Raw genomic sequence first — 25,890 nt, 5'->3', positions numbered from 1 at the left:
GGCCGCGGCGCCACGGCATGCGTGAGGGCATGAAACGCACTCTTCCGGCGCTGCTGGTCTGCGCCTCGTTGCTCGTTGTCGCCGGGCCGCCCGCGGTGGCCGTGGCACCGTCGCCCACCGTGGCCGTGAGGCATGCGTCCACGAGGGCCGTGACGCAGCCGGCCGCCGCGTACGGGCCGTCCGACCTGGTCCCCGGTGTCCCGCGCACGGTGCGCGAGCCGGGGCGGCAGCTGCACATCGAGTACGTGCCGCGCTCCGAGGCACGGCGCTCCGGTACCAGGGCGCCGCACTGCAGTGCCGCCACCGGGCCCTACCAGCGGCAGGCGGAGCGCTATCTGGGGCGCGAGGTGGACGGGCGGCAGAGCGCGGGGGACTGCCGGGCGATCCGGCGGTTCCAGCAGGCGCACCGGATCGCGCCGGCGACCGGCTTCGCGGGGCCGGTCACCGGCGCGATGGTGCGGGTGATGCGGGCCAGGAAGGACCCCAACCGGGCCGGTCACTGTCCCGACCGGGCCGAGCGGACCGTGTGCGTCGATCTGAACCGGCAGCTGATGTGGGTGCAGCAGGACGGGCGGGTGATCCTCGACCCGGTGGCGATCCGCTCCGGTGCGCCGACGATGGAGACCCGTACCGGTACGTACCGGATCTATCTGCGGCACCGCCGGCACATTTCCAACCTGTACGGCACCTCCATGCCGTACGCCCAGTTCTTCGACCGCGGGGAGGCGCTGCACGGCGTCTACGAGGACATCTTCTCCGGGGCCGGCTCGCACGGCTGCGTCAACCTCACCATGACGGACGCGCGCAGGGCCTGGGAGCTGCTCGACAAGGGTGACATCGTGCACGTCTGGGGGCGGAAACCCGGCGTGTGAGCACGGTTTTCCCGCCCGTCCCCCGGGGTTGCGCAATGTCGCCTGCGACACTGAGGGGGATGAACGAGACAGTGAAGCGTGCCCGTGCCGCCATCGACGTCGCCGCCGTGCGGTCGAACGTCCGTGCGCTGCGGGACCGTGCACCCCGGGCCGAGCTGATGGCCGTGGTCAAGTCCGACGGCTACGGGCACGGGGCGGTGCGCTGCGCGCGCGCCGCCCGGGAGGCCGGTGCGGGCTGGCTGGGCACGGCGCTGCCCGAGGAGGCGTTCGCGCTGCGGGCGGCCGGTGACACCGGGCGTCTGCTGTGCTGGCTGTGGACGCCCGGCGGCCCCTGGCGGCGGGCGATCGAGCAGGACATCGACGTCGCGGTGAGCGGGCTGTGGGCGCTCGACGAGGTGCGGGCGGCGGCGCGGGCCTGCGGCCGCACCGCCCGCGTCCAGCTCAAGGTCGACACCGGTCTCGGCCGCAACGGCTGCACGCCCGCCGACTGGCCGGAACTGACCGCCGCGGCCCGCGCCGCCGAGGCCGAGGGCACGGCGGTCGTCACCGGCGTCTGGTCGCACTTCGCCTGCGCCGATGAGCCCGGACACCCCTCGATCGCCGCCCAGCTGGACGTTTTCCACGCGGCGCTGAAGACCGCCGAGACGGCCGGGCTGCGCCCCGAGGTGCGGCATATCGCCAACACCCCGGCGCTGCTGACGCTGCCCGAGGCGCACTTCGACCTGGTCCGCACCGGCATCGGCATCTACGGCATCTCGCCCAGCCCCGAGGTCGGCACCTTCCAGGACTTCGGACTGCGGCCGGCGATGACCCTGGAGGCCTCGCTCGCTTCGGTCAAGCGCGTCCCGGGCGGCCACGGCGTGTCGTACGGGCACCACTACACGACGCCCGGTGAGACCACCCTGGCGCTGGTCCCGCTCGGCTACGCCGACGGCATTCCGCGGCATGCCTCCGGCGTCGGCCCCGTGCTGGTCGCAGGCGCGTGGCGGACGGTCGCCGGGCGGGTCGCGATGGACCAGTTCGTGGTCGACCTGGGCGGCGAGCACGCCGAGCCGGGCGATCCGGCCGTGCTGTTCGGCCCCGGGGACCGCGGGGAGCCGACCGCCGAGGACTGGGCCCGCGTGGCCGGAACCATCGGGTATGAGATCGTCACCCGGATCGGATCCCGGGTGCCGCGCGTCCATGTGGACAGCGACGCACCCAGCGAAGCCGAAGGAGACAGCGCGCTCACGGGGGGTACGGCATGACCGAGGGACAGGAAGCCGCCGTGCAGGCGGTCGAGACCGCGGCCGAAGTGGCCGGCAACTGGGCGAAGGCCGGCCGGCACGCCGGTGTCGCCGGCGCCGCGATCGGCGTGGTCGCGGCAGGCGCCGCGGCCGGTGTGGCGATAGAGCGGCTGACGGTCGGCCGCGGGATGCGGCGCCGCGCCCGGCTCGCACTGGACGCCGCGGGACCGTACGGCACGCTGCGCGGCACCCCGGGCGCCGCGATCGCCGAGGACGGCACCGAGCTGTATTACGAGGTCGACGAGCCGGGCCCGCCGGAGAAGGACGACGCGGCGGACAAGGGCGCGGTGAACGGCAAGCACGCCAAGCACGGCAAGAGCGACCGGTCCGCCAAGCCGGTACGCGGCAAGGAGGCCCGCGCCGCGCAGGAGGCCCACGGCGGGCTGCGCAAGCGGCTGACGGCGGCACTGGGACGGCGCTCGCAGGCCCCCACGGTCGTCTTCAGCCACGGCTACTGCCTGAGCCAGGACTCCTGGCACTTCCAGCGCTCCGCGCTGCGCGGCACGGTGCGCACCGTCCACTGGGACCAGCGCAGCCACGGCCGCTCCTCGCGCGGCCACGGCCAGATCGACGGGACGGAACCGGTCACCATCGACCTGCTGGGCCGGGACCTGAAGGCGGTGCTGGACGCCGCGGTCCCCGAGGGGCCGATCGTGCTGGTCGGGCACTCCATGGGCGGGATGACGGTGATGGCGCTGGCCGACCAGTTCCCCGAGTACGTCGCGCAGCGGGTGGTCGGGGTGGCCCTGATCGGCACCTCGGCGGGCCGGCTCAGCGAGGTCGGCTTCGGACTGCCGTCCATGGGCGTCAAGGCCTTCCACTGGCTCGCGCCGGGCGTCCTCAAGGCGCTGGGCTGGCAGCGCGAGATCGTCGAGCGCGGGCGGCGGGCCACCGCCGACCTCTTCGCGGGGCTGATCAAGCGCTACTCGTTCGGGACGCCGGAGAAGGTGGACCCGGGCATCGCCCGCTTCGGCGAGCGGCTGATCGAGGCGACCCCGATCGATGTGGTCGCCGAGTTCTTCCCGGCGTTCGCGGTGCACGACAAGACCGAGGCGCTGGTGGCGTACGACGCGGTGCCCGCGCTGGTGCTCGCCGGGGAGAGCGATCTGATCACCCCCGCCGACCACAGCCGGACGATCGCCGAGGTGCTGCCCGACGCGGAGCTGGTGTGTGTCCCCGGCGCCGGGCACCTGGTGATGCTGGAGCGGCCCGAGCTGGTCAATGAACATCTGGTGTCGCTGGTGGAACGCGCGAGCGCGGCGGCCCGCAGCTCGCGGCACGCCCGCGCCTGAGCTGCCGGGACCTGCGGCGCAGGCCGGGCGGCCGGGTGGCGGGCAGGCCGTACCATTTGCGGCATGAGCACCACCGGAGCGATTGCGCATGTCACCGTCAAGTCCCCCGACCAGATGCAGGAGTTGGGCCGCCGGCTGGCCCCGCTGCTGCGCCCCGGCGACCTGGTACTGCTCACCGGTGAGCTGGGCGCCGGCAAGACGACGCTGACCCGTGGCCTGGGCGAGGGGCTGGGCGTCCGCGGCGCCGTGACCTCGCCCACCTTCGTCATCGCCCGGGTGCACCCCTCGCTGACCGGCGGCCCCGCGCTGGTGCATGTCGACGCGTACCGGCTCGGCGGCGGGCTGGACGAGATGGAGGACCTGGACCTCGATGTCTCGCTGCCGGAGTCGGTGGTGGTCGTGGAGTGGGGCGACGGCAAGGTCGAGGAGCTTTCCGAGGACCGGTTGCACGTGGTCATCGGGCGTGCCGTGGGTGCACAGGCGCCCGGTGGTGCGGGCGGGCATCCCGAGGACGACGTGGACGATGTGCGGGAGGTGACGGTCACCGGCCTCGGCGCACGCTGGGCGGACGCCGGCCTGCTCGCGCTGGAGACCTGCTGACGGCCGTCCCGAGAGCCGTCGGCAGCGGTGGCGGGCCCCTCGGCGACGGACCGGCGGACACCGATCCGGACAACACCGCCCGGTAGTTTCCGACAAGCCGTCGGTAAGATGTTGCGCACCTGGTACCGGCCGTGGTGACATGGGAGGAGACCCCAGTTAGGTCAGCCTAAGTAGCGAGCCTAGCTTCTGTCGCTCGTCCCAGGAGCCCCGGGAGGCGTCCATGTCGGCCCAGCAGCCCTCCACCACGCCCGAAGGGCGCGGGGGCACCCCCGTCGCGGCGGCCGCGTGCGGCGCGCGCGAGACGCCGACCATGAACGAACTGCTGGCGGCCGGTGCCGCGGCCAGCGCCGTCTCCACGCCCCCCGACGCCGCCGGGGAAGCCCGCCGGGACAAGCCCGCGGAGCCGTCCGGCGCGCCGGAAGCGGAGGACGAGGACCAGGACGGGCCCCGGGCCGCGTCCACCCCGGGCCGCGACGCGGCGTAGCCCGTAGGGGCGAATGCGGCGGCCTGCGGAAGCGGCCGGGGCCGCGCGGTCAGGAGACCACGACGACCTTGGTGCCGTGCAGGGCGAAGTCCCACATCGCCTTGCCGTCGGCCCGCGACTCACGAATGCCGCCGGTCCGCTTCGCCGAGCCCGGGTCGGGCATGGAGCCGTCGACGGCCGCGCTGAAGCCGACGGTGACGCCTTCCACACTCGCGAACCGCACCACATGCTCGATCGCGATGCCGTCCGAGCCCGTGACGCTCACCGAACGCGAGCCGACGGCGTACGCGCCCAGCGGCGGGCTGACCGTGCTCGGCGTGACCGGGTACGTACGCACCGCCTTGCCGTCCGCGCCGACCAGCCAGACCCGCTTGGCGTCCAGCGCATAGACGATCCGCCGGCCCTTGCCGGACGAGGGCGGGACCGGGGCCGCGGCCGGGGCCTTGTCCTTCTTGCCGCCGTGCTCCGGCGGGCTCTTGGGCTCGCTGTGGCGGGAGTCCTTGCGGGTCTGGGTGAGGGTGTCCGGAGCGGACGCCGCGGCCTGGTAGCCGAGCACACCGACCACGACCACGGCAGCCGTGGTCAGCGCGGTGACGATCGTGCTGCTCTTAGCGGGCACCGCTGTGCACCTTTCCTCCCTCTCCCTGCCCTGTGGCGGGGAGCCCCGGACCTGGGAATGCCGGGCTGCTTGCTGCTGGGCTACGGGGGCGACGGTAGCACCGCGACAGGTACCTCCGGCCGAGCCGTAGTCTTAAGGACGTGCTGCTGCTAGCTCTTGACACCGCCACCCCCGCCGTCACCGTCGCGCTCCACGACGGCACCCGGGTCCTCGCCGAGTCCCGCCAGGTGGATGCGCGCCGCCACGGCGAGCTGCTGCTGCCCGCCGTCGACCGGGTGCTGGCCGAGGCGGGGCAAAAACTCGACGCCGTCAGCGACATCGTGGTCGGCGTGGGTCCGGGCCCGTACACCGGCCTGCGGGTCGGCCTGGTGACCGCCGCGACCTTCGGGGCGGCGCTCGGCGTCCCCGTCCACGGCCTGTGCTCCCTGGACGGCCTCGCCTACGCCTCCGGGCTCACCGAGCCCTTCGTCGTGGCCACCGACGCCCGCCGCAAGGAGGTGTACTGGGCCCGTTACAAGGACGCCCGTACCCCCCTCACCGAGCCCGCCGTCGACCGCCCCGCGGACATCGCCGACCAGGTGGCCGGCGTCCCCGCCGTGGGCGCGGGGGCGGTGCTCTACGACACGGTCTTCACCGGTCTGCGGCGCGAGGCCCCCGAGCACCAGTCCGCCGGGGCGCTGGCCGCGCTGGCCGCGGACAGGCTGGCCGCGGGCGAGGAGCTGCCGCCCCCGCGACCGCTGTACCTGCGGCGCCCGGACGCCCAGGTGCCCGCCAATTACAAGGTGGTCACTCCCCGGTGACCACCCGCCCGTCGCCCGACCGGAGCCCCGCGGCGCCCCCGCCGCCCGGCGGGGCCCCCGAGCCCGGCGCGGCGCTGCGCGAGATGCGCTGGTGGGACATCGCGCCGGTGCTGGAGCTGGAACGGGAGCTCTTCCCCGAGGACGCCTGGTCGCCGGGCATGTTCTGGTCCGAGCTGGCCCATGCGCGCGGCCCGTACGCCACCCGCCGCTACCTCGTCGCCGAACTGGAGGTGCCGCGGCCGGACGGCGGGCGGGAAAGCCGGCTGGTCGGCTACGGCGGGCTGGCCGCCGTCGACGGCACCGGCGACATCCAGACCATCGCCACCGCCCGCGAGATGTGGGGCACCGGCCTCGGCGCCCGGCTGCTGACCGAACTCCTCGGTGCCGCGACGGACTTCGAATGCCACGAGGTGCTGCTGGAGGTGCGGGTCGACAACGTGCGCGCCCAACGCCTCTACGAGCGCTTCGGCTTCGAGCCGATCGGTTTCCGCCGCGGCTACTACCAGCCCGGCAACGTCGACGCCCTGGTCATGCGGCGCACCACCCAGACCTCCTCCGAAGCACCCTCCGTACAAGGAACTTGACACTCATGGCTGACTCACGCGGCGGACCGCTCGTCCTCGGCATCGAGACCTCCTGCGACGAGACCGGTGTCGGCATCGTCCACGGCCACACCCTCCTCGCCGACGCGGTCGCCTCCAGCGTCGACGAGCACGCCCGCTACGGCGGTGTGGTGCCGGAGGTGGCCTCGCGCGCCCATCTGGAGGCGATGGTCCCCACCATCCAGCGCGCGCTGAAGGAAGCCGGGGTCGCGGCGTCCGACCTGGACGGCATCGCGGTCACCGCGGGACCCGGCCTGGCCGGTGCGCTGCTGGTCGGCGTCTCGGCCGCCAAGGCGTACGCCTACGCGCTGGGCAAGCCGCTCTACGGCGTCAACCACCTCGCCTCGCACATCTGCGTCGACCAGCTGGAGCACGGCCCGCTGCCCGAGCCCACGATGGCCCTGCTGGTGTCCGGCGGCCACTCCTCCCTCCTGCTGGCCCCGGACATCACCTCCGACGTACGGCCGCTGGGCTCGACGATCGACGACGCGGCGGGCGAGGCGTTCGACAAGATCGCGCGGGTGCTGAACCTCGGCTTCCCCGGCGGCCCGGTCATCGACCGCTACGCCCGCGAGGGCAATCCCGACGCGATCCGCTTCCCGCGCGGACTGACCGGCCCCCGCGACCCGGTCTACGACTTCTCCTTCTCCGGCCTGAAGACGGCCGTGGCCCGCTGGATCGAGGCCAAGCGGGCGGCCGGCGAGGAGGTGCCGGTGGCGGATGTCTCGGCGTCCTTCCAGGAGGCCGTGGTGGACGTGCTGACCCGTAAGGCCGTCCGGGCCTGCAAGGACAACGGAGTGGACCACCTGATGATCGGCGGCGGGGTCGCGGCCAACTCCCGGCTGCGGGCGATGGCCGAGCGCCGCTGCGAGGACGCCGGGATCACCCTGCGGGTGCCGCGGCCCAAGCTGTGCACCGACAACGGCGCGATGGTCGCCGCCCTGGGCGCCGAGATGGTGGCACGGGGCAGGTCCGCCTCCGCCTGGGACCTCTCCGCCGACTCGTCCCTCCCGGTCACCGAACCGCATGTGCCCGGGGAGACCGGCGAGGAGCCGTCCGCCGCCGCGCACCACCACGACCACGATCACGTCCACGAGATGAGCAAGCACAACCTCTACTCCTGAGGCGCGGCTCCCGCGGCCGGGCGAGGACTCGTTTTGTCGTGTCGCGAGTCCTCGCCGCCGCCCCCGGCCCGAGCCGGGGCCAGAGGTCTTACCCTGGCAGGCAGCACCGGGCGCGCACGTGGGGAGGCGGCAGGCTGTGGACTGGTTCTGGTGGGTCTTCATCTTCTTCATGGCGGGCGGCTTCGCGAAGGTCGCCGACACCGCCCGCACGGCGCTGCGCACGCGGCACGAACGCAAGATGGAGCGGCTGGAGACCGCCCGTCAGGAACGGCAGGAGCTGGCCGCCGCGCAGCAGCCGCCACAGCCGGTGTGTGGCTGCACCCACCACCTCGCCAAGCATGACAAAAAGGGCAAGTGTCATGAGCTGGTGGAGGTGGCGGTCGCCTGGGACGCCGACCACAAGCCGGTGCAGTACGAGGCGGGCCAGTGCACCTGCCAGCAGTACATCGGCCCGCAGCCGCTCTCCCAGATCTACGCCGAGGACCTCACCGACCTGGCATGAACGCCGGCACCGGCCCGGCGTGAGCGCCGGTCAGCAGGCCTCCGCCGCCGGGCGCCCCAGCAGCATCATGGGGGCGCCGGCGACCCGGGTCAGGAAGATCGTGCAGGAGTTGCGGCCCCCGCCGAGCTTCAGCTTCCTGCGCAGCTCCTCCGGCTCCACCGCCGAGCCGCGCTTCTTGATCACCGCGATGCCGACCTCGCGCTCCCGCAGCAGCGCCTTGAGCCTCTTCACATGGAACGGCAGCACATCGGTGATCGCGTAGGCCGTCGCATACGGCGTCTCGACCAGCCGGTCCGCGGTCAGGTACGCGATCGTCGGATCGATCAGCCGCCCGCCGATCCGCCGGGCGACATCCGCGACCAGATGGGCGCGGATCACCGCCCCGTCCGGCTCGTACAACCAGTCCCCGACCGGCCCCGGCTCGGGATCCGGCAGCCCTGCGCCGAGCAGCGAGTCCCCGCCCGGGAGCAGCGTGGCGCGGCGGCCGCCGGGTGTGATGCTCCCCGCCCCGCCCTCCGCCGCGCCGAACCACACCACGGCCTCCTTGACGTCGCCCCCGTCCGAGATCCACTCCGTCTCGGCGTCCTCGGGCAGGGCGTCGTGCGGCACCCCCGGCGCGATCTTCAACGCCGCGACCGGGGCCTTACGGGCCGCCTCGACGGCCCACGACAGCGGCGGTGAGTACGCCTCCGGATCGAAGATGCGGCCCCCGCGGGCCTTGCTGCGCCGCGCCGGATCGACGAACACCGCGTCATATCCGGCGGTGTCCACCTCCGTCACGTCCGCGCAGCGCACCTCGATCAGCTCCGCCAGCCCCAGCGCCTCGGCATTGGCCCGGGCCGCCGCACAGGCCAGCGGGTCGCGGTCGACGGCCAGCACCCGGATCCCGGCCCGCGCCAGCGCCAGCGCGTCACCGCCGATGCCGCAGCACAGATCGGCCAGCGTACGGACGCCGAGCGCGGCGAACCGGGCCGCGCGGTGGGCGGCGACGCTGGTGCGGGTGGACTGCTCGACGCCGTTCGGCGTGAAGTACATCAACTGCGCGTCCGCCCCGAACTTCGCCGCCGCGCGCTGCCGTAGCTGGGCTTGGCCCAGCGCGGCGGAGACCAGCGGCGCGGGGTACGTGCGCCGCAGCCGGGTGGCTGCCGCCAGCTCGTCCGACGGGGTGTGGTCCCGTAGCTCGGCCAGCAAGGCTTGGCCTTCCGGGGTCAGCAGGTCGGCGAAGGTGTCGGCGTCGTTCACGATGCCAATTGTCTCCCCACGATTTCGGCTTCCCCGCCGTGGGGGTTGCTCGCCGTTTTTCGCCCGCTGCGCGGTGCGCCCGCCGTTGCGCCTGGCGGCGGGCGGGTCCGCTGCGCGGGGCTGTGGGTGCGGTGACGGGCCTGCGCGGGTGGGGTGCCGGACTGCTTCGCTTTACGCTCCGCCTTTGCTCTTTCTTGGAGCCTTCGGAAGCAAAGCCCGGCACCCCACCCGCTCCGGCCCGTCCCCTCCCGTTGGGGGTGGGAAGAAGGCCGGTGGGGTGGGCCTGGGTGGTCCGGTGCGCCTTGTCGGCACGGGGAAATCGGCTACGACCGTGGCCCCCACTCACGTTCACTTAACTCCCCACGGGAGGGGACGGGCCGGAGGGGCCTGGTGTGGACGTAAAGCGAAGCAGTCCACACCAGGCCCCGGAGGACCGTCACCGCACCCACAGCCCCGCGCAGCGGACATCGCCCGCCGCAGGCGGAACGGCGGGAAAGCCAAAAACGGGCCTAGGCAAAGCGCAGCGCAACGGCGAGCAGCACCCACGGCGGGAAAGAAGAAAACGCGGGAAAACTACGCCGGCTCACGCCGGCGCTGCGCATGGTCGCTGATCCGCAGCAGCAAGGCCACCATCACCCAGTTCGCGACGAGGGACGAGCCTCCCTTGGCGAGGAAGGGGAGGGCCTTGCCGGTCAGGGGGATCAGGCCGGTGACGCCGCCGGCGACGACGAAGACCTGGAGGAGCAGGGCGCCGGAGAGGCCGACCGCGAGCAGCTTGCCGAAGGGGTCGCGGGCGGTCAGCCCGACGCGCAGGCCGCGCTGGGCCAGCAGGACGTACAGCATGATCACGACCATCACCCCGGCCAGCCCCATTTCCTCGCCGACGGTGGTGAGGATGAAGTCGCTGTTGCCGGCGAAGCCGATCAGCTCGGGGTGGCCCTGGCCGAGTCCGCTGCCGGAGATGCCGCCGCTGCCGAAGCTGAACAGGGCCTGGCCGAGCTGGTTGGACATGCCCTCCGCGATGCCTTCCTTGGTGAAGGCCCGCATCGGGTCGAGCCAGGCGGTGACCCGGCCGTGGACGTGGGGCTCCAGGGAGCCGACGACGGCCGCGCCGACGACGGCCATCAGGAGGCCGCAGACCACCCAGCTGGTGCGGTTCGTGGCCATGTACAGCATGATCACGAAGACGCCGAAGAAGATCAGCGAGGTGCCCAGGTCCCGTTCGAAGACCAGCACCAGCAGGCTGATCACCCAGATGGTGAAGATCGGTGCGAGCTGCCGCCCCGGGGGCAGTTGGGCGCCCAGGACGCGGCGTCCGGCCAGTGCCAGCGCATCGCGGTTGACGGTGAGGTAGCCCGCGAAGAACACCGAGATCATGATCTTCACGAACTCGCCGGGCTGCAGCGACAGCGGCCCGAGCAGGATCCAGCGCTTGGCGCCGTACATGTCGGCGCCGAAGAAGGCCGGGGCCATCAGCAGCACCAGCGCGACCACCATCGTCAGATAGATGTAGCGCTGCAGAACGCGGTGATCGCGCAGCACCAGCAGGATGACGATGCAGACCGCCACCCCGATCACTGTCCACACCAGTTGCCCGCTCGCCGCCTCGGCGATCTTGAGCCGGGGCGTCTGCGCGTAGGTGACGTCCAGGCGGTGCAGCAGCACCAGGCCGAGTCCGGTCAGCAGCGTCGCCAGCGGCAGGATCAGCGGATCGGCGCGGGGCGCGTAGCGGCGCAGGACCAGGTGCGGGACCAGCGCCACGAAGAACATGCTGACGGCGAAGCCGGCCAGCCCGCCGGGCAGCCGGCCGGTCATCGACAGGCCGGTGCAGGCATACCCGAAGTCCGCGATCAGCACCGCGAGGGCGAGCAGCCATGCCTCGGCCCGCCGGCGGTCCGGTGCCTGGGCCAGTGCGGCGAACGTCATGGTGCGTTCGGCGTCGCTCTCCCGCTGCCGGGCCGCCCGGGGAACGCTGGTCTGTCCACGCACGGGTTTCCTCCGCCACTGATCGTCGAGGCCGCGGGCCGGCCGGGATGTGCCCGGTTCGTCGGCAGGCAGTCGGGGAGGTAGACGAGGCAGCCGGTGGCGTGGTTGCGAGGGAAGGGGAAGGTGTGTCCGATTTGATGGGAACGTGGCCGTCATCCGGCTTCTGCCCCGTCCCGGACCCGTTCTGCGTCAGTCCCCGTCCCGTACTGATCCGTCCCACGTCCCCTCCTGGTCCCGCCCCGATCCGCCGCGGAAGGCCTGGCCGGCCGGGGCGCGGCCCGCCGTCGGCCACGGCTCGGGGCCGCCGGTCAACCGGAGCGGAGGCAAGCGCACCCCGCCGCGCTGGCACTCCGCTTGACCGAGTGCTAACCGCGTCATAGTCTCGGCGTTGGCACTCTCCAGTGGGGAGTGCCAGACACACAGCGACGGGCAGGTCCGGCACCCGCGACGACGGATCGACCTGGTCGCCACCTCAGACAGTTAACCCCGTGAGATCTCCGAAGGGGGAGGTCGGATCGTGACGACCACCAGCTCCAAGGTTGCCATCAAGCCGCTTGAGGACCGCATTGTGGTCCAGCCGCTCGACGCCGAGCAGACCACGGCTTCGGGCCTGGTCATTCCGGACACCGCCAAGGAGAAGCCCCAGGAGGGCGTCGTCCTGGCCGTGGGCCCGGGCCGTGTCGAGGACGGCAAGCGCGTCGAGCTCGACGTCAACGTCGGCGACGTCGTGCTCTACAGCAAGTACGGCGGCACCGAGGTGAAGTACAACAACGAGGACTACCTCGTTCTCTCGGCTCGCGACGTGCTCGCGATCGTCGAGAAGTAAGTCACCCAGTTTTGCCGTGATCTGCGCCCCTGGTTCCCGCGTCTAAACAACCCGGGGCAGGGGCGCAGTTCGTTTGAGCGACAGCGGTCCCCACGTCGTGGCCGAGGATCGCATTGAGAGGACTTGAAGCAACCCATGGCGAAGATCCTGAAGTTCGACGAGGACGCCCGTCGCGCCCTTGAGCGCGGCGTCAACAAGCTTGCCGACACGGTCAAGGTGACGATCGGCCCCAAGGGCCGCAACGTCGTCATCGACAAGAAGTTCGGCGCGCCGACCATCACCAACGACGGTGTCACCATCGCCCGTGAGGTCGAGGTCGACGACCCGTACGAGAACCTGGGCGCCCAGCTCGTCAAGGAGGTGGCGACCAAGACCAACGACATCGCGGGTGACGGCACCACCACCGCCACCGTGCTGGCCCAGGCGCTGGTCCGCGAGGGTCTGCGCAACGTCGCCGCCGGCGCCTCCCCGGCCGCCCTGAAGAAGGGCATCGACGCCGCCGTCAAGGCCGTCTCCGACGAGCTCCTGGCGACCGCCCGCCCGATCGACGACAAGACCGACATCGCCGCCGTGGCCGGTCTGTCCGCGCAGGACAAGCAGGTCGGCGAGCTCATCGCCGAGGCGATGGACAAGGTCGGCAAGGACGGTGTCATCACCGTCGAGGAGTCCAACACCTTCGGTCTGGAGCTGGACTTCACCGAGGGCATGGCCTTCGACAAGGGCTACCTGTCGCCGTACATGGTCACCGACCAGGAGCGGATGGAGGCCGTCCTCGAGGACCCGTACATCCTGATCCACCAGGGCAAGATCTCCTCGATCCAGGACCTGCTGCCGCTGCTGGAGAAGGTCATCCAGGCCGGTGCCTCCAAGCCGCTGCTGATCATCGCCGAGGACGTCGAGGGCGAGGCCCTGTCGACCCTGGTGGTCAACAAGATCCGTGGCACCTTCAACGCCGTGGCCGTCAAGGCCCCCGGCTTCGGTGACCGCCGCAAGGCCATGCTCGGCGACATCGCCACCCTCACCGGTGCGACCGTCATCGCCGAGGAGGTCGGCCTCAAGCTCGACCAGGCCGGTCTGGACGTGCTCGGCACCGCCCGCCGGGTGACCGTCACCAAGGACGACACCACCATCGTCGACGGTGGCGGCAAGTCCGAGGACGTCACCGGTCGCGTCGCGCAGATCAAGGCCGAGATCGAGTCCACCGACTCCGACTGGGACCGCGAGAAGCTCCAGGAGCGCCTGGCCAAGCTCGCCGGTGGCGTGTGCGTCATCCGCGTGGGCGCGGCCACCGAGGTCGAGCTCAAGGAGAAGAAGCACCGTCTGGAGGACGCCATCTCCGCGACCCGCGCCGCGGTCGAGGAGGGCATCGTCTCCGGTGGTGGCTCCGCTCTGGTGCACGCCGCCAAGGTGCTGGAGGGCTCCCTCGGCAAGGAGGGTGACGAGGCCACCGGTGTCGCCGTCGTCCGCCGCGCCGCCGTCGAGCCGCTGCGCTGGATCGCGGAGAACGCCGGCCTCGAGGGCTACGTCATCACCGCGAAGGTCGCCGAGCAGGACAAGGGCAACGGCTTCAACGCCGCCACCGGCGAGTACGGCGACCTGGTCAAGGCCGGCGTCATCGACCCGGTGAAGGTCACCCGCTCCGCCCTGGAGAACGCCGCGTCGATCGCCTCGCTGCTGCTGACGACCGAGACCCTGGTCGTCGAGAAGCCCGCGGAGGACGACGCGGCCGAGGCCGGTCACGGCCACGGGCACGCGCACTGACGCACAGCGCCGGGCAGTTCGCTGCCTGAAGTACGAGACCCGGTCCCTGCCGTGTGCGGGGGCCGGGTCTTCCGTTTGCACGGGGAGGGCTTCCGGGCGCGGGCAGCCCTCCGGGCCGGGCCGCCCTCCTTTTGGCCGTCGGGCCGCTTCGGTCCGGGGGCGGTCAGGCCGAGTGGGGTAGCTGCTCCGGCCGTACGGGATCGGTGAACGGCCGCCCCTGGGCATAGTGTTCGAGCTCGTCCAGGGCGTGATCGGCCAGGCGGTGGAGTTCGGTGCCCAGTGACCCCGCCACGTGCGGGGTGAGCAGGACGTTCGGCAGCTCGTACAACGGAGAGCCGACGGGCGGGAGTTCGGGCTCGGTGACGTCGAGGACGGCGTGCAGACGGCCGGAGACCAGCTCGGGGAGCAGGGCCGCCCCGTCGACCAGCGAGCCGCGGGCCGTATTGATCAACGTCGCGCCGTCGGGCAGCAGCGCCAGTTCGCGGGCGCCGAGCAGATGGCGGGTGGCGGGCAGCTGGGGGGCGTGCACGGTGACGAGGTCGCTGCCGGTGCAGAGGGCGTCGAGGGGGACCGGCCGTGCGCCGAGCCGGGTGGCGTCGGCGTCGGTCACGTAGGGGTCGTACAACAGGACCTGCAGATCGAACGGGCGCAGCAGCTCGATGACGCGGCGGCCGATACGGGAGGCGCCGATGACGCCGACGGTGCGGCGGTAGTTGCCGGCGGCGCCGAGTTCCCGGTGCCAGTCGTGGGCGGTGCGCAGGCCGCGGTAGCGGTGGGCGGCGTGCAGCACGCCTTTGCCCGCGAAGAGGATCGCGGCGAGGGTGTATTCGGCGACCGGGAGGGCGTTGGCGGCGGCGGCCGAGGCGACGGCGATACCGCGCTCCCAGCAGGCGTCGGTGAGGTGGTGTTTGACCGAGCCGGCGGCGTGCACGACGGCGCGCAGCCGCGGGGCCGCGTCCAGCACCCGGCCGGTGAGCCGCGGGGCGCCCCAGCAGGTGAGCAGCACCTCGGCGTCGGCGAGGGCGGCGGCGACCGCGGGGGTGGGGTCGGCCAGCTCGTGGGCGACGAGGCGGGGGTCGGTACGGGCGAGGGCCGCGAGACGGGTGTGGTGGCGGGCGTCGAGGAGCCGTTCCGCGATGCCGGGGCCCATCGACAGGAGCACCGCGGGACGGTGTGCTGCGCCGGGTGTGCGCCTCGTCTTTTCGGCCTGACCGCCGTGGTGATGTGCCGGTGGGGTCATGCGTTCTCCTCCTTCGTGTCCCTGTTACCTGGATGTGCGGTGTCCGTCTGCCGTGCGGCGTCGTCTCCTGGACGTCGGTGTGCCCTTGACGAGTGGTCAGCCGCACCTGAAGGATTCCCGGCGGCCGGCCGTCATCCGCCGTCCCGGCCGGCCGTGATCCGCCGCCCCAGGGGACGCCATGCCCGAGCACCCCCACCAGCGCCACCACCCCCACCCCTTCCCGCTCCCGCCCGAGGACCGCCGCCGCAGCGCGTACACCGGCTGGACCCGCGCCCACTGGGAGGCGGTGGCCGACGGGCTGCTGCACGCCACCGCCCCGTACGCCTCCCCGCGCCACGGCCTGATCACCCTGCCGGGACCCCGCCCCAGCTCCTCGGGACCCCGCTCGGACGGCCTCGAAGGCTTCGCCCGCACGTTCCTGCTCGCCGCCCTCCGCGTCGCCGGCGGCAACGGCCATGACCCGCACGCCCACCTCTCCCGCTACGCCGAGGGCCTGGCCGCCGGCACCCGACGCCCCACCGGCGCACGGGAGTTGACGTGCGCGGACCCCGACTCCTGGCCCCGTATCGGCACCGTCCGGCAGGCCCGTGTCGAAGCCGCCTCGCTCGCCCTCGGCCTGCGCCTGACCCGTCCCTGGCTGTGGGACACCCTCGACGACAGCGTCCGCGCCCGCGTCGCCGACTGGCTGCTGCCCGCCCTCGGCCCGTCACCCGTGGACAACAACTGGTGGCTCTTCGGCCTCACCGTCGGCGGTTTCCTGCGGGCGGCAGGCATCGAGACCGTGCGCGCGCAGGCCGCCATCGACCGCGCGCTGACCCGTATCGAGGACTGGTACCGCGGCGACGGCTGGTACGCGGACGGCGACAACCGCGCATTCGACCACTACAACGCCTGGGCGATGCACTTCTACCCGGTCCTGCACGCCCATCTCAGCGCCGACCGGACGCTCCTGGCCACGTACGGAGCCCGCTTACACGCCCAACTGGACGACTACACGCGCCTCTTCGACGCCAACGGCGCACCCCTGCCGTTCGGCCGCTCCCTCACCTACCGCTTCGCCGCCACCGCCGCCCCGTGGCTGGGCGCCCTCACCGGCCACACCCCGCTCACCCCCGGCGCCACCCGCCGCCTCGCCTCCGGGGCCCTGCGCCACTTCCTCGACGGGGGAGCCGTCACCCCGGACGGCCTGCTACCGCTCGGCTGGTACGGCCCCTACGTGCCGATGCTCCAGCACTACTCGGGCCCGGCCTCCCCCTACTGGGCGGCCAAGGGTTTCCTCGGCCTCCTGCTCCCCGCCGGCCACCCCGCCTGGACCGACCCCGAGGCCCCTCTCCCCGCCGAAACCGCGGACACCGCCCGGCCCCTCGGCCCCACCGGCCTGCTCCTGCAGTCCACCGCCTCCGACGGCCTGGTCCGCCTCCACAACCACGGCAGCAACTCCACCCTCGCCACCCCCGACCCCTACTACGCCCGCTTCGCCTACTCCACCCGCACCGGCCCGACCGCCGACGGTCGGCTCCCGCCTGCGGACCGGCCCCTTCCCGACGGCCGGCGCCAGCTCGTGGAACATCCCCTGCCCGTCGGACAACCCCTGCCCGACAACCACTTCGGCCTGCTCCTCGACGGCCGCCTCACCACCCGCGGCCCCGCCACCCCGCACACCACCGGCCCCGACCGGGCCTCCTCCACCCACACCCCCCGCCACGCCGACGGCAGCGACCTCCCGGACATCCGGATCCTGTCCGCCACCCTGGTCCACGGCCGCGCCGAACTCCGCGTCCACCTGGTCACCGGCGCCGCCCCCGGCACCCGCGTACGCCAGACGGGCTGGGCCACCACGCCCGACGGCCCCACCGCGCAACTCCACCCCGTCCACGGCTACGACACCCCGCCCCGCCGCACCCCGACAGGGAGCACCCTCATCGGCCCCGGCACCCGCACCGCCGTCCTGGAGGGCAGCACCACCTCAGGCCCCGGGGGCACCCTCTTCGCAGCCCTGGCATCCCTGACGGGGGACCCGGATCCCGCCCCCGTACACACGCTGGCGACCACTCACCTCACGGGCCACGGCATCCAGGTCACCTGGCACGACGGCACCCGCGCCCACCTGGCCCTGCCCCTCCCGCCCACGGGAGACGACGGGCGGGCGGGGCCGGCGCCCGGGAGCTGAGCGGCCGGCCCCGGCCCGCAGGAGGTCACACCGCGTCAGCGGGGCCCGTACTTCCGGCCGGTACGGGACGTCAGGCCGCCCAGCACGCCACGGGGCGCCAGCTTCACCGCGCCCATGAGCGCCTTGTACCGCGGGTCCGGAATGGAAAGGGACTTGCCCCGCGTCAGGTCCTTCATCGCGGCATCGACCAGCTTGTCCGCGTCCAGCCACATCCACCCGGGGATGTTGTCGGTGCCCATCCCGGCCCGCTGGTGGAACTCGGTCCGTACGAATCCCGGGCACAGCGCCATCAGCCGGACGCCGCTGCCCGCCAGATCCCGCGCGGCGCCCTGGGTGAACTGCACGACCCACGCCTTGCTCGCGCCGTAGGTGCCGCGCGGCACGAACGCCGCCACCGACGCCACATTGACCACCGCGCCCCGCCGGCGGTCCCGCATCCCGCGCACCGCGGCCGTGGTCAGCCGCAGCACCGCCTCGCAGTGCACCTTCAGCATCGTCAGCTCGTCGGCCATCGAGACCTCGAGGTATTCGCCCTTGTTGCCGAACCCGGCGTTGTTCACCAGCAGGTCCACCGGGTGTTTGGTGTCCGAGAGCCGCGCCTCGACGGCGGCGATGCCCTCCTCGGTGGCCAGATCGGCGCTCAGCACCTCGGCCTCGATGCCGTGCCGGTCGTGCAACTCGGTGGCCTGCTCGCGCAGTCGCTTCTCGTCGCGCGCGACCAGCACCACGCTGTGGCCGTCACTCGCGAGCCGCCGGGCGAACGCCGCCCCGATGCCCGCCGTCGCTCCCGTGATCAATGCAGTCGTCATACGGGCACGCTATCCGCCCGGGGCGTGCCGCCCTGGCCCCTCCCCCCGGCGACGCGGCTCGCCCGCGCGGACGAGCAACCCGCCCTCCGGCAACCGGGCCAAAGGGCCCGCCGCTCCCGGCCCGAACGGCCTGCCGCCGTCCGGCTCCCGGCGCCCTGATCCCGGGCCCCGTCCGCCGCCCCCACGGCCCCCGTCCGCCGCCCCACGGCCCCCCGCGCCGCTCCCGCGGTCAACCGCCCTGCCGCGCGACGTACTTCAGCGCCTTCTCCCGGGCGTCCTCCTCGAGCGCCCCACCCGCCTCGAGCAGCCGCGGCAGCAGCTCCCTCCGGAGGGTCAGCGCCTGGAACGCCAGCCCGATCGTCACCTCGTGATCCGGGCGGTGCACCACCTCCACCGCGTCCCCCGCGCGGATCTCGCCCTCCTCGATCACCCGGAGGAACGCGCCGGGCACCGCGGCCTGCGTGAACCGTTTGATCCAGCCGTGCTCGGCCATCCACCCGTGGAACGTACGGCAGGGGATCCGCGGTGCGCTGACCTCCAGCAGCAGCCGCGGCCCGACCCGCCAGCGTTCGCCGATGAGGGCGCCGGTGACATCGACGCCCGACGTGGTCAGGTTCTCCCCGAAGTAGCCATTGGCCAGCTCGCGGCCCAGCTCCCGCTCCCACTCGTCCAGGTCCTCGCGCGCATAGGCGTAGACGGCCTGGTCGTCGCCGCCGTGGAAGCGCAGGTCGACCACCGCGTCACCGGCCAGCCCGCTGCCCCCGGTGCCCCGGGGACCAGGGGCGGTCACCCGCACCGGGCCGTCCACGGGCCTCTTGTCGATACCCGTGCCGCCCTCGGCGTCGGTGTGCTCGGACGGGGCGGGCCGTCCCACATTGACGGTCAGCAGCTTCATGCGGTGCTCCGTTCCTCGATCGGCGTGGTGCGGGGAAGGGGAGAGGGCCGTCGGGGGCGTCCCCTCTTCACGCATGTCTTCACGCATGCCCTCGATCCGGGGCGACGCAGGCCTCCCGTCCAAAAGCATGAACTCTTTTTTCCCCGGTCAATCCAAGACTCGCTTATGCTCGAAACATGATCGAGGCCCGTCATCTCCGTGTGCTGCGTGCCGTCGCCACGACCGGCTCCTTCTCCGCCGCCGCGCGCGAGCTGGGCTGCACCCAGCCGGCCGTCAGCCAGCAGATGAAGGCCCTGGAGCAGTCCGCGGGCACCCCGCTGCTGGTCCGTGCGGGCCGCGAGATGCGGCTGACCCAGGCGGGTGAGGCGCTGGTGCGCCACGCCGTGGGCATCCTGGCCGGGCTCACCGCCGCCGAGGAGGAGATCGCGGCCATCGCGGGCCTGCGCGCCGGCCGGGTGCGGCTGGTGTCCTTCCCCTCAGGCAGCTCGACGCTGGTGCCGACCGCCCTCGCGAAGATGCGCGCCGCCCACCCCGGTACCCGGGTCTCGCTGGTCGAAGCCGAGCCGCCGCGCTCCATCGAGATGCTGCGCAACGGCGACTGCGAGATCGCGCTGGCCTTCCGCTATCCGGAGGTGCGCGGCGCGGACCCGGCGGCCGGGGCGGAGTGGGACGACCTGGTGGTCCGGCCGATCCTGGCGGACCGGCTGATCGGCCTGGTGCCGGACGGCCACCGGCTGGCGAAGGCGGGCACCGCGCGGTTCGCCGAACTGGCCGACGAGGCCTGGATCGCGGGCTGTCCCCGCTGCCGCAGGCACCTCGTGGAGGTCTGTGAGAGCGCGGGCTTCACCCCGCGCATCGATTTCGCGACGGACGACTACCCGGCGGTGATCGGCCTGGTCGGCGCGGGCCTGGGAGTCGCCGCGCTCCCGGAGCTCACCCTGGAGTCGGTGCGCCCCAAGGGGGCCACGGCGATACGGATGGAGCCCGCCGTGCACCGCGAGATCGTCGCGCTCACGCTGCCGGATCTGGCGAAGGTGCCCGCCGTCGGGGCGACCCTCGACCGGCTGGCGGATGCCGCGGGGCGCTGAGGGAACCGAGCGCGCCCGCCCGGCCGTCGCCGGGCATGCAGAAACGTTTCTTCAGGGACGGTGTGTTCCTGAAGGTCAGGCGCCGGAGACGCCTGCGGGGCCGGTCATGGAGGACGCGGGGACCAGCCGGTGGCGGGCCCGGCCCATCAGTTCCTCACGTTCGTCCTCCGTCAGGCCGCCCCACACCCCGTAGGGCTCACGGACGGCCAGCGCATGCGCCGCGCACTCGGCCCGTACCGGGCAGCGCATGCAGACCTCCTTCGCCGATGTCTCACGCGCGCTGCGGGCCGCTCCGCGTTCACCCTCGGGATGGAAGAAGAGAGAGCTGTCCACGCCGCGGCAGGCGGCGAGCAGCTGCCAGTCCCAGAGGTCTGCGTTCGGGCCCGGGAGGCGGGAGAAATCTGCCATTGCTTGTCCCCTCGAAGCGGTGCTGATTCGGCCTCGGTGCTCACGACGGTACATCTACTGTCGAAGTAGATGTAAATATGACTCATTGCGAATCTAGTCATAGTCACCATGAAAATGGAAGAAAGAGAGCCAAATAGGGCATAAGGTGCACGGGCGGATGCCGGTCGCCCGATGAGTCGTCTGCGTATCCGGCTCCTCACGGAGCGTGCTGAACTCGGTCGCCGAAGCCGTAACTCTTTCGGGTGACCGTCGTTGAGAGTGCGGAGGCGATTGGCAGAGGTAGGCGTCGGGCAGATGTCCGAGGCCGCCAATCGCACAGGTGACGATACGTACCAGCCTGGAGGCTCAAGGTGACGCGCATCAGCTGCGGAGGGCGGTCATGACATCCGTCCTCGTCTGCGACGACTCCCCGCTTGCCCGAGAGGCGCTCCGTCGGGCGGTGGCAACCGTGCCCGGCGTCGAGCGTGTGACGACCGCGGCCAACGGCGAGGAAGTCCTCCGCCGCTGGGGTGCCGATCGCTCGGATCTGATTTTGATGGACGTACGGATGCCCGGTCTCGGCGGTGTCGAGACCGTGCGCCGGCTGCTGTCCGCCGACCCCGGCGCCCGGATCATCATGCTCACGGTGGCCGAGGACCTGGACGGTGTCGCGCTCGCGGTCGCCGCCGGTGCCCGCGGCTATCTGCACAAGGACGCCTCGCGCGCCGAGCTGCGGGCGACGGTGACCCAGGCGCTCGCCGACCCGACGTGGCGGCTCGCCCCGCGCCGGCTGCGGTCCGCCGAGATGGGCGCCGCGCCGACGCTGACCGCGCGCGAGATCCAGGTGCTGGAGGGCATGAGCCACGGCCGCTCGAACGCCGAGATCGGCCGTGAGCTGTTCCTCTCGGAGGACACCGTCAAGACCCACGCGCGGCGCCTTTTCAAGAAACTCGGCGCCTCCGACCGGGCGCATGCGGTGGCGCTGGGCTTCCGCTGGGGACTGGTCCGCTAAGGCATTGTGACGTGCAGCGATGCGGGGGAGTGAAGATCCCCGCCCGCCCTGCGGCGGGCGGGGCCGCGGGATGCCCCGCAGGCCGCCGCGTCCTGTGGCGGTCCGATTCCCCGCGCGGTGCCGCATCCTTGAGGTATGAGGTTCCTCGGGGACGGGTCGGTCGGGCACGAGGGGAGGGCGCAGGAGATGACAGCCGGCGCACCTGCCGCGCATAACGCTTCAGCGCACAAGTTCGGACCTGATGCCGCGGATCGTGCGGCGCCAAGGCACCATGGTCCGATGCGTGATGACGGGAAGCAGGAAATCGGCGCTCTCGTCGCACGTGCCGTCGAGGGGGACCAGCGGGCCACCCACGATCTGCTGGCTCATGTGCACCCCCTCGCCCTGCGCTACTGCCGCACCCGGCTGTCGCGGCTGCCGGGTGACGCACGGCACTTCGTCGAGGACCTGGCGCAGGAAGTCTGTGTCGCGGTGCTCTGCGCGCTGCCGCGCTACCGCGACACCGGCAAGCCCTTCGAGGCGTTCGTGTTCGCCATCGCCGGCCACAAGGTCGCCGATCTGCAACGCGCCGCGATGCGGCATCCGGGCAGCACGGCCGTGCCGTCCGACGAGATGCCCGAGCAGCCGGACGACTCCCTCGGCCCCGAGGAGCGGGCGCTGCTGAGCAGCGACGCCGAGTGGGCCAAGAAGCTGCTGGCGAACCTTCCGGAGAACCAGCGGGAGCTGGTCCTGCTGCGGGTAGCCGTCGGGCTGACGGCCGAGGAGACCGGGCAGATGCTGGGGATGTCGCCCGGTGCGGTGCGGGTCGCCCAGCACCGTGCGCTGAGCAGGCTGCGGGCGCTCGCCGAGCAGTAGCAGATCCCCGCTGGCCACGGCGGAATATCGCCGTAGAAATACACAAGTGACAAGGCCCTCATCGCTCGTGGATTGGGACACTTCCTTAGGCCGTTAGCATGGGAGTCCGCGCTGAGGCAAGAGCATTGGGGAAGGTGTCATGAGTGACAACGTCGACGGTATGCCCGCCAAATTCGCCATGCTCGGGCTGACATACGACGACGTGCTGCTGCTGCCCGGCGCGTCGGAGGTGCTGCCCAACGCGGTGAGCACCGCTTCCCGGGTCTCGCGCAACGTCGCGGTGAACATCCCGCTGCTGTCCGCGGCGATGGACAAGGTCACCGAGGCCCGGATGGCCATCGCCATGGCCCGGCAGGGCGGCGCGGGCGTCCTGCACCGCAACCTGTCCATCGAGGACCAGGCCAACCAGGTCGACCTGGTCAAGCGCTCCGAGTCGGGCATGGTCACCGACCCGATCACGGTCCGCCCGGACGCCTCGCTCGCCGACGCCGATGCGCTGTGTGCCAAGTTCCGCATCAGCGGGGTGCCGGTCACCGATGCCGCGGGCAAGCTGCTGGGCATCGTGACCAACCGCGACATGGCCTTCGAGATGGACCGCAGCCGTCAGGTCCGCGAGGTCATGACGCCGATGCCGCTGGTCACCGGCAAGGTCGGCATCTCCGGCGAGGACGCCATCGAGCTGCTGCGCCGCCACAAGATCGAGAAGCTGCCGCTGGTCGACGAGGCCGGTGTGCTCAAGGGCCTGATCACGGTCAAGGACTTCGTCAAGGCCGAGAAGTACCCGAACGCCGCCAAGGACGCCGAGGGCCGGCTGGTCGTCGGAGCCGCGGTGGGCGTCGGCGACGCGGCGTACGACCGGGCGCAGGCGCTGGTCGAGGCCGGTGCCGACTTCCTCGTCATCGACAGTGCGCACGGCCACAGCCGCGGCATCCTCGACATGATCGCCAAGGTCAAGTCCAACATCAACGTCGATGTCGTCGGCGGCAACGTCGCCACCCGTGACGGCGCCCAGGCGCTGATCGACGCGGGCGCGGACGGCATCAAGGTCGGCGTCGGCCCCGGCTCCATCTGCACCACCCGCGTCGTCGCCGGCGTCGGCGTGCCGCAGGTCACCGCGATCTACGAAGCGGCGAAGGCCGCGAACGCCGCGGGCGTGCCGCTGATCGGTGACGGCGGCCTGCAGTTCTCCGGCGACATCGCCAAGGCCATCGCGGCCGGCGCGGACACCGTCATGCTGGGCTCGCTGCTGGCCGGCTGCGAGGAGTCGCCCGGCGAGATGGTCTTCATCAACGGCAAGCAGTTCAAGTCGTACCGCGGCATGGGCTCGCTCGGCGCGATGCAGTCCCGCGGTCAGGGCCGCTCCTTCTCCAAGGACCGCTACTTCCAGGACAACGTCCTCTCCGAGGACAAGCTGGTCCCCGAGGGCATCGAGGGCCAGGTGCCCTACCGCGGCCCGCTCTCCTCGGTCGCCCACCAGCTCGTCGGCGGCCTGCGCGCCTCCATGGGGTACGTCGGCTCCGCCGACATCCCCGAGCTCAAGGAGAAGGGCCACTTCGTCCGCATCACCTCCGCGGGCCTCAAGGAGAGCCACCCGCACGACATCCAGATGACCACCGAGGCGCCGAACTACACCCGTCGCTGAGCCCCGGACAGCGGGGCCGGACGACCGCTGAGGCGCGTCACTACACACGTCGCTAGCACGGCCCTACCGTGAAGCCCGCGGCCGCTCCCCGGCCGCGGGCTTCGGTGTGTCGGGGATACTGGAGCCGCAGACGTAGAGGGAAAGGCCACACACGTGACTGAGATCGAGATCGGGCGCGGCAAGCGCGGCCGCCGGGCATACGCATTCGACGACATCGCCGTCGTACCCAGTCGCCGCACCCGCGACCCGAAGGAGGTCTCGATCGCCTGGCAGATCGACGCCTACCGTTTCGAGCTGCCGTTCCTGGCCGCTCCCATGGACTCGGTGGTCTCCCCGCAGACCGCGATCCGCATCGGTGAGCTGGGCGGCCTGGGCGTCCTCAACCTCGAAGGCCTCTGGACCCGGTACGAGGACCCGGAGCCGCTGCTCGCCGAGATCGCCGAGCTGGACGGCCCCACGGCCACCAAGCGGCTCCAGGAGATCTACGCCGCGCCGATCAAGGAAGAGCTGATCGGGCAGCGCATCAAGGAGGTGCGCGACGCCGGTGTGGTGACCGCCGCCGCGCTGTCGCCGCAGCGTACGGCGCAGTTCTCCAAGGCCGTCGTGGACGCCGGCGTCGACATCTTCGTGATCCGCGGGACCACCGTCTCCGCCGAGCACGTCTCCTCCGCGGCCGAGCCGCTGAACCTCAAGCAGTTCATCTACGAGCTGGACGTCCCGGTCATCGTCGGCGGCTGCGCCACGTACACCGCGGCGCTGCACCTGATGCGGACCGGCGCGGCCGGTGTGCTGGTCGGCTTCGGCGGCGGCGCCGCGCACACCACGCGCAACGTCCTCGGCATCCAGGTCCCGATGGCCACCGCGGTCGCCGATGTCGCCGCCGCCCGCCGCGACTACATGGACGAGTCCGGCGGCCGCTACGTCCACGTCATCGCCGACGGCGGGGTGGGCTGGTCCGGCGATCTCCCCAAGGCGATCGCCTGCGGCGCCGACGCCGTGATGATGGGCTCCCCGCTCGCCCGCGCCACGGACGCGCCCGGCCGCGGCCACCACTGGGGCATGGAAGCGGTCCACGAGGACGTGCCGCGCGGCAAGCGGATGGACCTCGGGGCGGTCGGCACCACCGAGGAGGTGCTGTTGGGGCCGTCGACGGTTCCCGACGGCTCCATGAACTTCTTCGGCGCGCTGCGCCGGGCGATGGCGACGACGGGGTACTCGGAGCTCAAGGAATTCCAGCGGGTCGAGGTGACGGTCGCGCCACGGCGATGACTTCCCACGTTGCCGGGTGACCCGCCGTTTTTCTTTCTGTTGTTCTTTTCCCGCCTTCGGCGGGAGCGGGGTTGGTTGTGTGGGGTGGGGCCCCGGCTGGGTGGTGGGTGGCGGTGGCGGGGCCGGAGGGGTGGGTGTTCGGACTGCTTCGCTTTACGTCCGAACACCCACCCCTCCGGCCCCGCCCCCTCCCGTGAGTTGGTGCCCCGCCCCGGGTGGGGGAGCAGGAGAAAACCAAAGACCGGAAGCTCGGCCATGCCACGGCGCGGCCGAGCTTCTGGTTTTTCTGACCTTCACCCCACCGGGCGGGGGGCGCCTCACGGGCGGGAGGTGGTGGGCCGGAGGGGCCTGTGTGGTGGACGTAAAGCGAAGCAGTCCACCACACAGGCCCCGGAGGTCCGCCACCGGCACCCACCACGAACAGCAAGCGGCCCCCGCCCAAACCCCACCCCCCCGCCGGAGGCGAGACGCGGCCCCCGCCCAACCCCCCCGCCGGAGGCGAGACGCGGCCCGCGCCCAAACCGCCA

General features: G+C 72.4%; 24 protein-coding genes. 17 read left to right on the top strand and 7 right to left on the bottom strand.

The annotated features are described in order from the left end of the window. The first annotated feature begins 29 nt into the window (after positions 1-29). From CFW40_RS14895 to CFW40_RS14875, 5 genes are all read left to right on the top strand, one after another. Positions 30-872, top strand: a complete 843-nt coding sequence (locus tag CFW40_RS14895) for a L,D-transpeptidase (protein ID WP_088798387.1) — start codon at positions 30-32, stop codon at positions 870-872. A 59-nt stretch (positions 873-931) separates the two neighbouring features. Then, positions 932-2,119: an alanine racemase gene (gene alr, locus CFW40_RS14890; protein WP_088798386.1), complete on the top strand. Its 1,188-nt coding sequence runs from the start codon at positions 932-934 to the stop codon at positions 2,117-2,119. Then, positions 2,116-3,450, top strand: coding sequence for an alpha/beta fold hydrolase (locus tag CFW40_RS14885; protein ID WP_088798385.1), 1,335 nt, complete (start codon positions 2,116-2,118; stop codon positions 3,448-3,450). Before alr ends, CFW40_RS14885 begins: the two co-directional genes overlap by 4 nt. Positions 3,451-3,513: 63 nt before the next feature. Then, positions 3,514-4,050, top strand: coding sequence for a tRNA (adenosine(37)-N6)-threonylcarbamoyltransferase complex ATPase subunit type 1 TsaE (gene tsaE, locus CFW40_RS14880; protein WP_088798384.1), 537 nt, complete (start codon positions 3,514-3,516; stop codon positions 4,048-4,050). 220 nt (positions 4,051-4,270) lie between these two features. After that, positions 4,271-4,534 carry a hypothetical protein gene (locus tag CFW40_RS14875; RefSeq protein WP_088798383.1) on the top strand — a complete coding sequence of 88 codons (264 nt, stop codon included), beginning with the start codon at positions 4,271-4,273 and terminating at the stop codon, positions 4,532-4,534. Between the two features lie 49 nt (positions 4,535-4,583). Here CFW40_RS14875 and CFW40_RS14870 read toward each other — a convergent pair whose 3' ends face one another. Next, a complete protein-coding gene (locus tag CFW40_RS14870) occupies positions 4,584-5,153 on the bottom strand; it encodes a L,D-transpeptidase (RefSeq protein ID WP_088798382.1) in 570 nt (189 codons plus the stop codon). Positions 5,154-5,293: 140 nt separating this feature from the next. Between CFW40_RS14870 and tsaB the strand changes: the two genes are divergently transcribed. The 4 genes from tsaB to CFW40_RS14850 all read left to right on the top strand — a co-directional run bounded on the left by tsaB (position 5,294) and on the right by CFW40_RS14850 (position 8,181). Further along, positions 5,294-5,953: a tRNA (adenosine(37)-N6)-threonylcarbamoyltransferase complex dimerization subunit type 1 TsaB gene (gene tsaB, locus CFW40_RS14865; protein WP_088798381.1), complete on the top strand. Its 660-nt coding sequence runs from the start codon at positions 5,294-5,296 to the stop codon at positions 5,951-5,953. 83 nt (positions 5,954-6,036) lie between these two features. Next, positions 6,037-6,537 carry a ribosomal protein S18-alanine N-acetyltransferase gene (rimI, locus tag CFW40_RS14860; RefSeq protein ID WP_088802129.1) on the top strand — a complete coding sequence of 167 codons (501 nt, stop codon included), beginning with the start codon at positions 6,037-6,039 and terminating at the stop codon, positions 6,535-6,537. Positions 6,538-6,542: 5 nt separating this feature from the next. Continuing rightward, positions 6,543-7,679: a tRNA (adenosine(37)-N6)-threonylcarbamoyltransferase complex transferase subunit TsaD gene (gene tsaD, locus CFW40_RS14855; protein ID WP_088798380.1), complete on the top strand. Its 1,137-nt coding sequence runs from the start codon at positions 6,543-6,545 to the stop codon at positions 7,677-7,679. A 136-nt stretch (positions 7,680-7,815) separates the two neighbouring features. Continuing rightward, positions 7,816-8,181 carry a hypothetical protein gene (locus CFW40_RS14850; protein WP_088798379.1) on the top strand — a complete coding sequence of 122 codons (366 nt, stop codon included), beginning with the start codon at positions 7,816-7,818 and terminating at the stop codon, positions 8,179-8,181. Between the two features lie 30 nt (positions 8,182-8,211). Here CFW40_RS14850 and CFW40_RS14845 read toward each other — a convergent pair whose 3' ends face one another. Continuing rightward, positions 8,212-9,423 (bottom strand): class I SAM-dependent methyltransferase, encoded by a 1,212-nt coding sequence (locus CFW40_RS14845; protein WP_371127124.1) that lies wholly within the window; start codon positions 9,421-9,423, stop codon positions 8,212-8,214. A gap of 573 nt (positions 9,424-9,996) precedes the next feature. Continuing rightward, entirely contained in the window at positions 9,997-11,349 is a 1,353-nt protein-coding gene (locus tag CFW40_RS14840; RefSeq protein WP_088802128.1) for an FtsW/RodA/SpoVE family cell cycle protein, read from the bottom strand. A 577-nt stretch (positions 11,350-11,926) separates the two neighbouring features. Between CFW40_RS14840 and groES the strand changes: the two genes are divergently transcribed. After that, positions 11,927-12,235 carry a co-chaperone GroES gene (groES, locus tag CFW40_RS14835; RefSeq protein WP_030089482.1) on the top strand — a complete coding sequence of 103 codons (309 nt, stop codon included), beginning with the start codon at positions 11,927-11,929 and terminating at the stop codon, positions 12,233-12,235. A 135-nt stretch (positions 12,236-12,370) separates the two neighbouring features. Beyond that, positions 12,371-13,996 carry a chaperonin GroEL gene (gene groL / locus CFW40_RS14830; RefSeq protein WP_088798377.1) on the top strand — a complete coding sequence of 542 codons (1,626 nt, stop codon included), beginning with the start codon at positions 12,371-12,373 and terminating at the stop codon, positions 13,994-13,996. Positions 13,997-14,159: 163 nt separating this feature from the next. On the opposite strand, the gene CFW40_RS14825 is transcribed toward groL, so the two are convergent. Beyond that, a complete protein-coding gene (locus tag CFW40_RS14825; protein WP_256331780.1) occupies positions 14,160-15,146 on the bottom strand; it encodes a hydroxyacid dehydrogenase in 987 nt (328 codons plus the stop codon). 268 nt (positions 15,147-15,414) lie between these two features. On the opposite strand from CFW40_RS14825, the gene CFW40_RS14820 reads away from it, so the two are divergent. Further along, positions 15,415-17,406 carry a DUF2264 domain-containing protein gene (locus CFW40_RS14820; protein WP_088798375.1) on the top strand — a complete coding sequence of 664 codons (1,992 nt, stop codon included), beginning with the start codon at positions 15,415-15,417 and terminating at the stop codon, positions 17,404-17,406. 35 nt (positions 17,407-17,441) lie between these two features. On the opposite strand, the gene CFW40_RS14815 is transcribed toward CFW40_RS14820, so the two are convergent. Both CFW40_RS14815 and CFW40_RS14810 read right to left on the bottom strand, forming a co-directional pair. Continuing rightward, on the bottom strand, positions 17,442-18,215 hold the full coding sequence (locus tag CFW40_RS14815) for an SDR family oxidoreductase (protein ID WP_088798374.1): 774 nt from the start codon (positions 18,213-18,215) through the stop codon (positions 17,442-17,444). Positions 18,216-18,444: 229 nt separating this feature from the next. Beyond that, on the bottom strand, positions 18,445-19,110 hold the full coding sequence (locus CFW40_RS14810; RefSeq protein ID WP_088798373.1) for an MOSC domain-containing protein: 666 nt from the start codon (positions 19,108-19,110) through the stop codon (positions 18,445-18,447). 176 nt (positions 19,111-19,286) lie between these two features. On the opposite strand from CFW40_RS14810, the gene CFW40_RS14805 reads away from it, so the two are divergent. Next, on the top strand, positions 19,287-20,198 hold the full coding sequence (locus CFW40_RS14805) for a LysR family transcriptional regulator (protein WP_088798372.1): 912 nt from the start codon (positions 19,287-19,289) through the stop codon (positions 20,196-20,198). Between the two features lie 75 nt (positions 20,199-20,273). Here the strand turns inward: CFW40_RS14805 and CFW40_RS14800 are convergent, their stop codons facing one another. Next, a complete protein-coding gene (locus CFW40_RS14800) occupies positions 20,274-20,606 on the bottom strand; it encodes a WhiB family transcriptional regulator (RefSeq protein WP_088798371.1) in 333 nt (110 codons plus the stop codon). Positions 20,607-20,985: 379 nt separating this feature from the next. On the opposite strand from CFW40_RS14800, the gene CFW40_RS14795 reads away from it, so the two are divergent. The 4 genes from CFW40_RS14795 (at position 20,986) to CFW40_RS14780 (ending at position 25,363) form a co-directional block, all read left to right on the top strand. Further along, positions 20,986-21,597: a response regulator transcription factor gene (locus tag CFW40_RS14795; protein ID WP_003948568.1), complete on the top strand. Its 612-nt coding sequence runs from the start codon at positions 20,986-20,988 to the stop codon at positions 21,595-21,597. A gap of 279 nt (positions 21,598-21,876) precedes the next feature. Further along, a complete protein-coding gene (locus CFW40_RS14790; protein ID WP_043264857.1) occupies positions 21,877-22,452 on the top strand; it encodes a sigma-70 family RNA polymerase sigma factor in 576 nt (191 codons plus the stop codon). Positions 22,453-22,591: 139 nt separating this feature from the next. Continuing rightward, positions 22,592-24,094 carry an IMP dehydrogenase gene (gene guaB / locus CFW40_RS14785; RefSeq protein WP_088798369.1) on the top strand — a complete coding sequence of 501 codons (1,503 nt, stop codon included), beginning with the start codon at positions 22,592-22,594 and terminating at the stop codon, positions 24,092-24,094. A 153-nt stretch (positions 24,095-24,247) separates the two neighbouring features. Further along, entirely contained in the window at positions 24,248-25,363 is a 1,116-nt protein-coding gene (locus CFW40_RS14780; RefSeq protein ID WP_088798368.1) for a GuaB3 family IMP dehydrogenase-related protein, read from the top strand. The last annotated feature ends 527 nt before the right edge of the window (positions 25,364-25,890 follow it).

Origin of the sequence: Streptomyces sp. 2114.4, assembly GCF_900187385.1 — a bacterium.
Taxonomy (GTDB): domain Bacteria; phylum Actinomycetota; class Actinomycetes; order Streptomycetales; family Streptomycetaceae; genus Streptomyces; species Streptomyces mooreae.
Note: the sequence above shows the minus strand (reverse complement) of the source record. Positions and strands in the feature narration are given on the sequence as shown.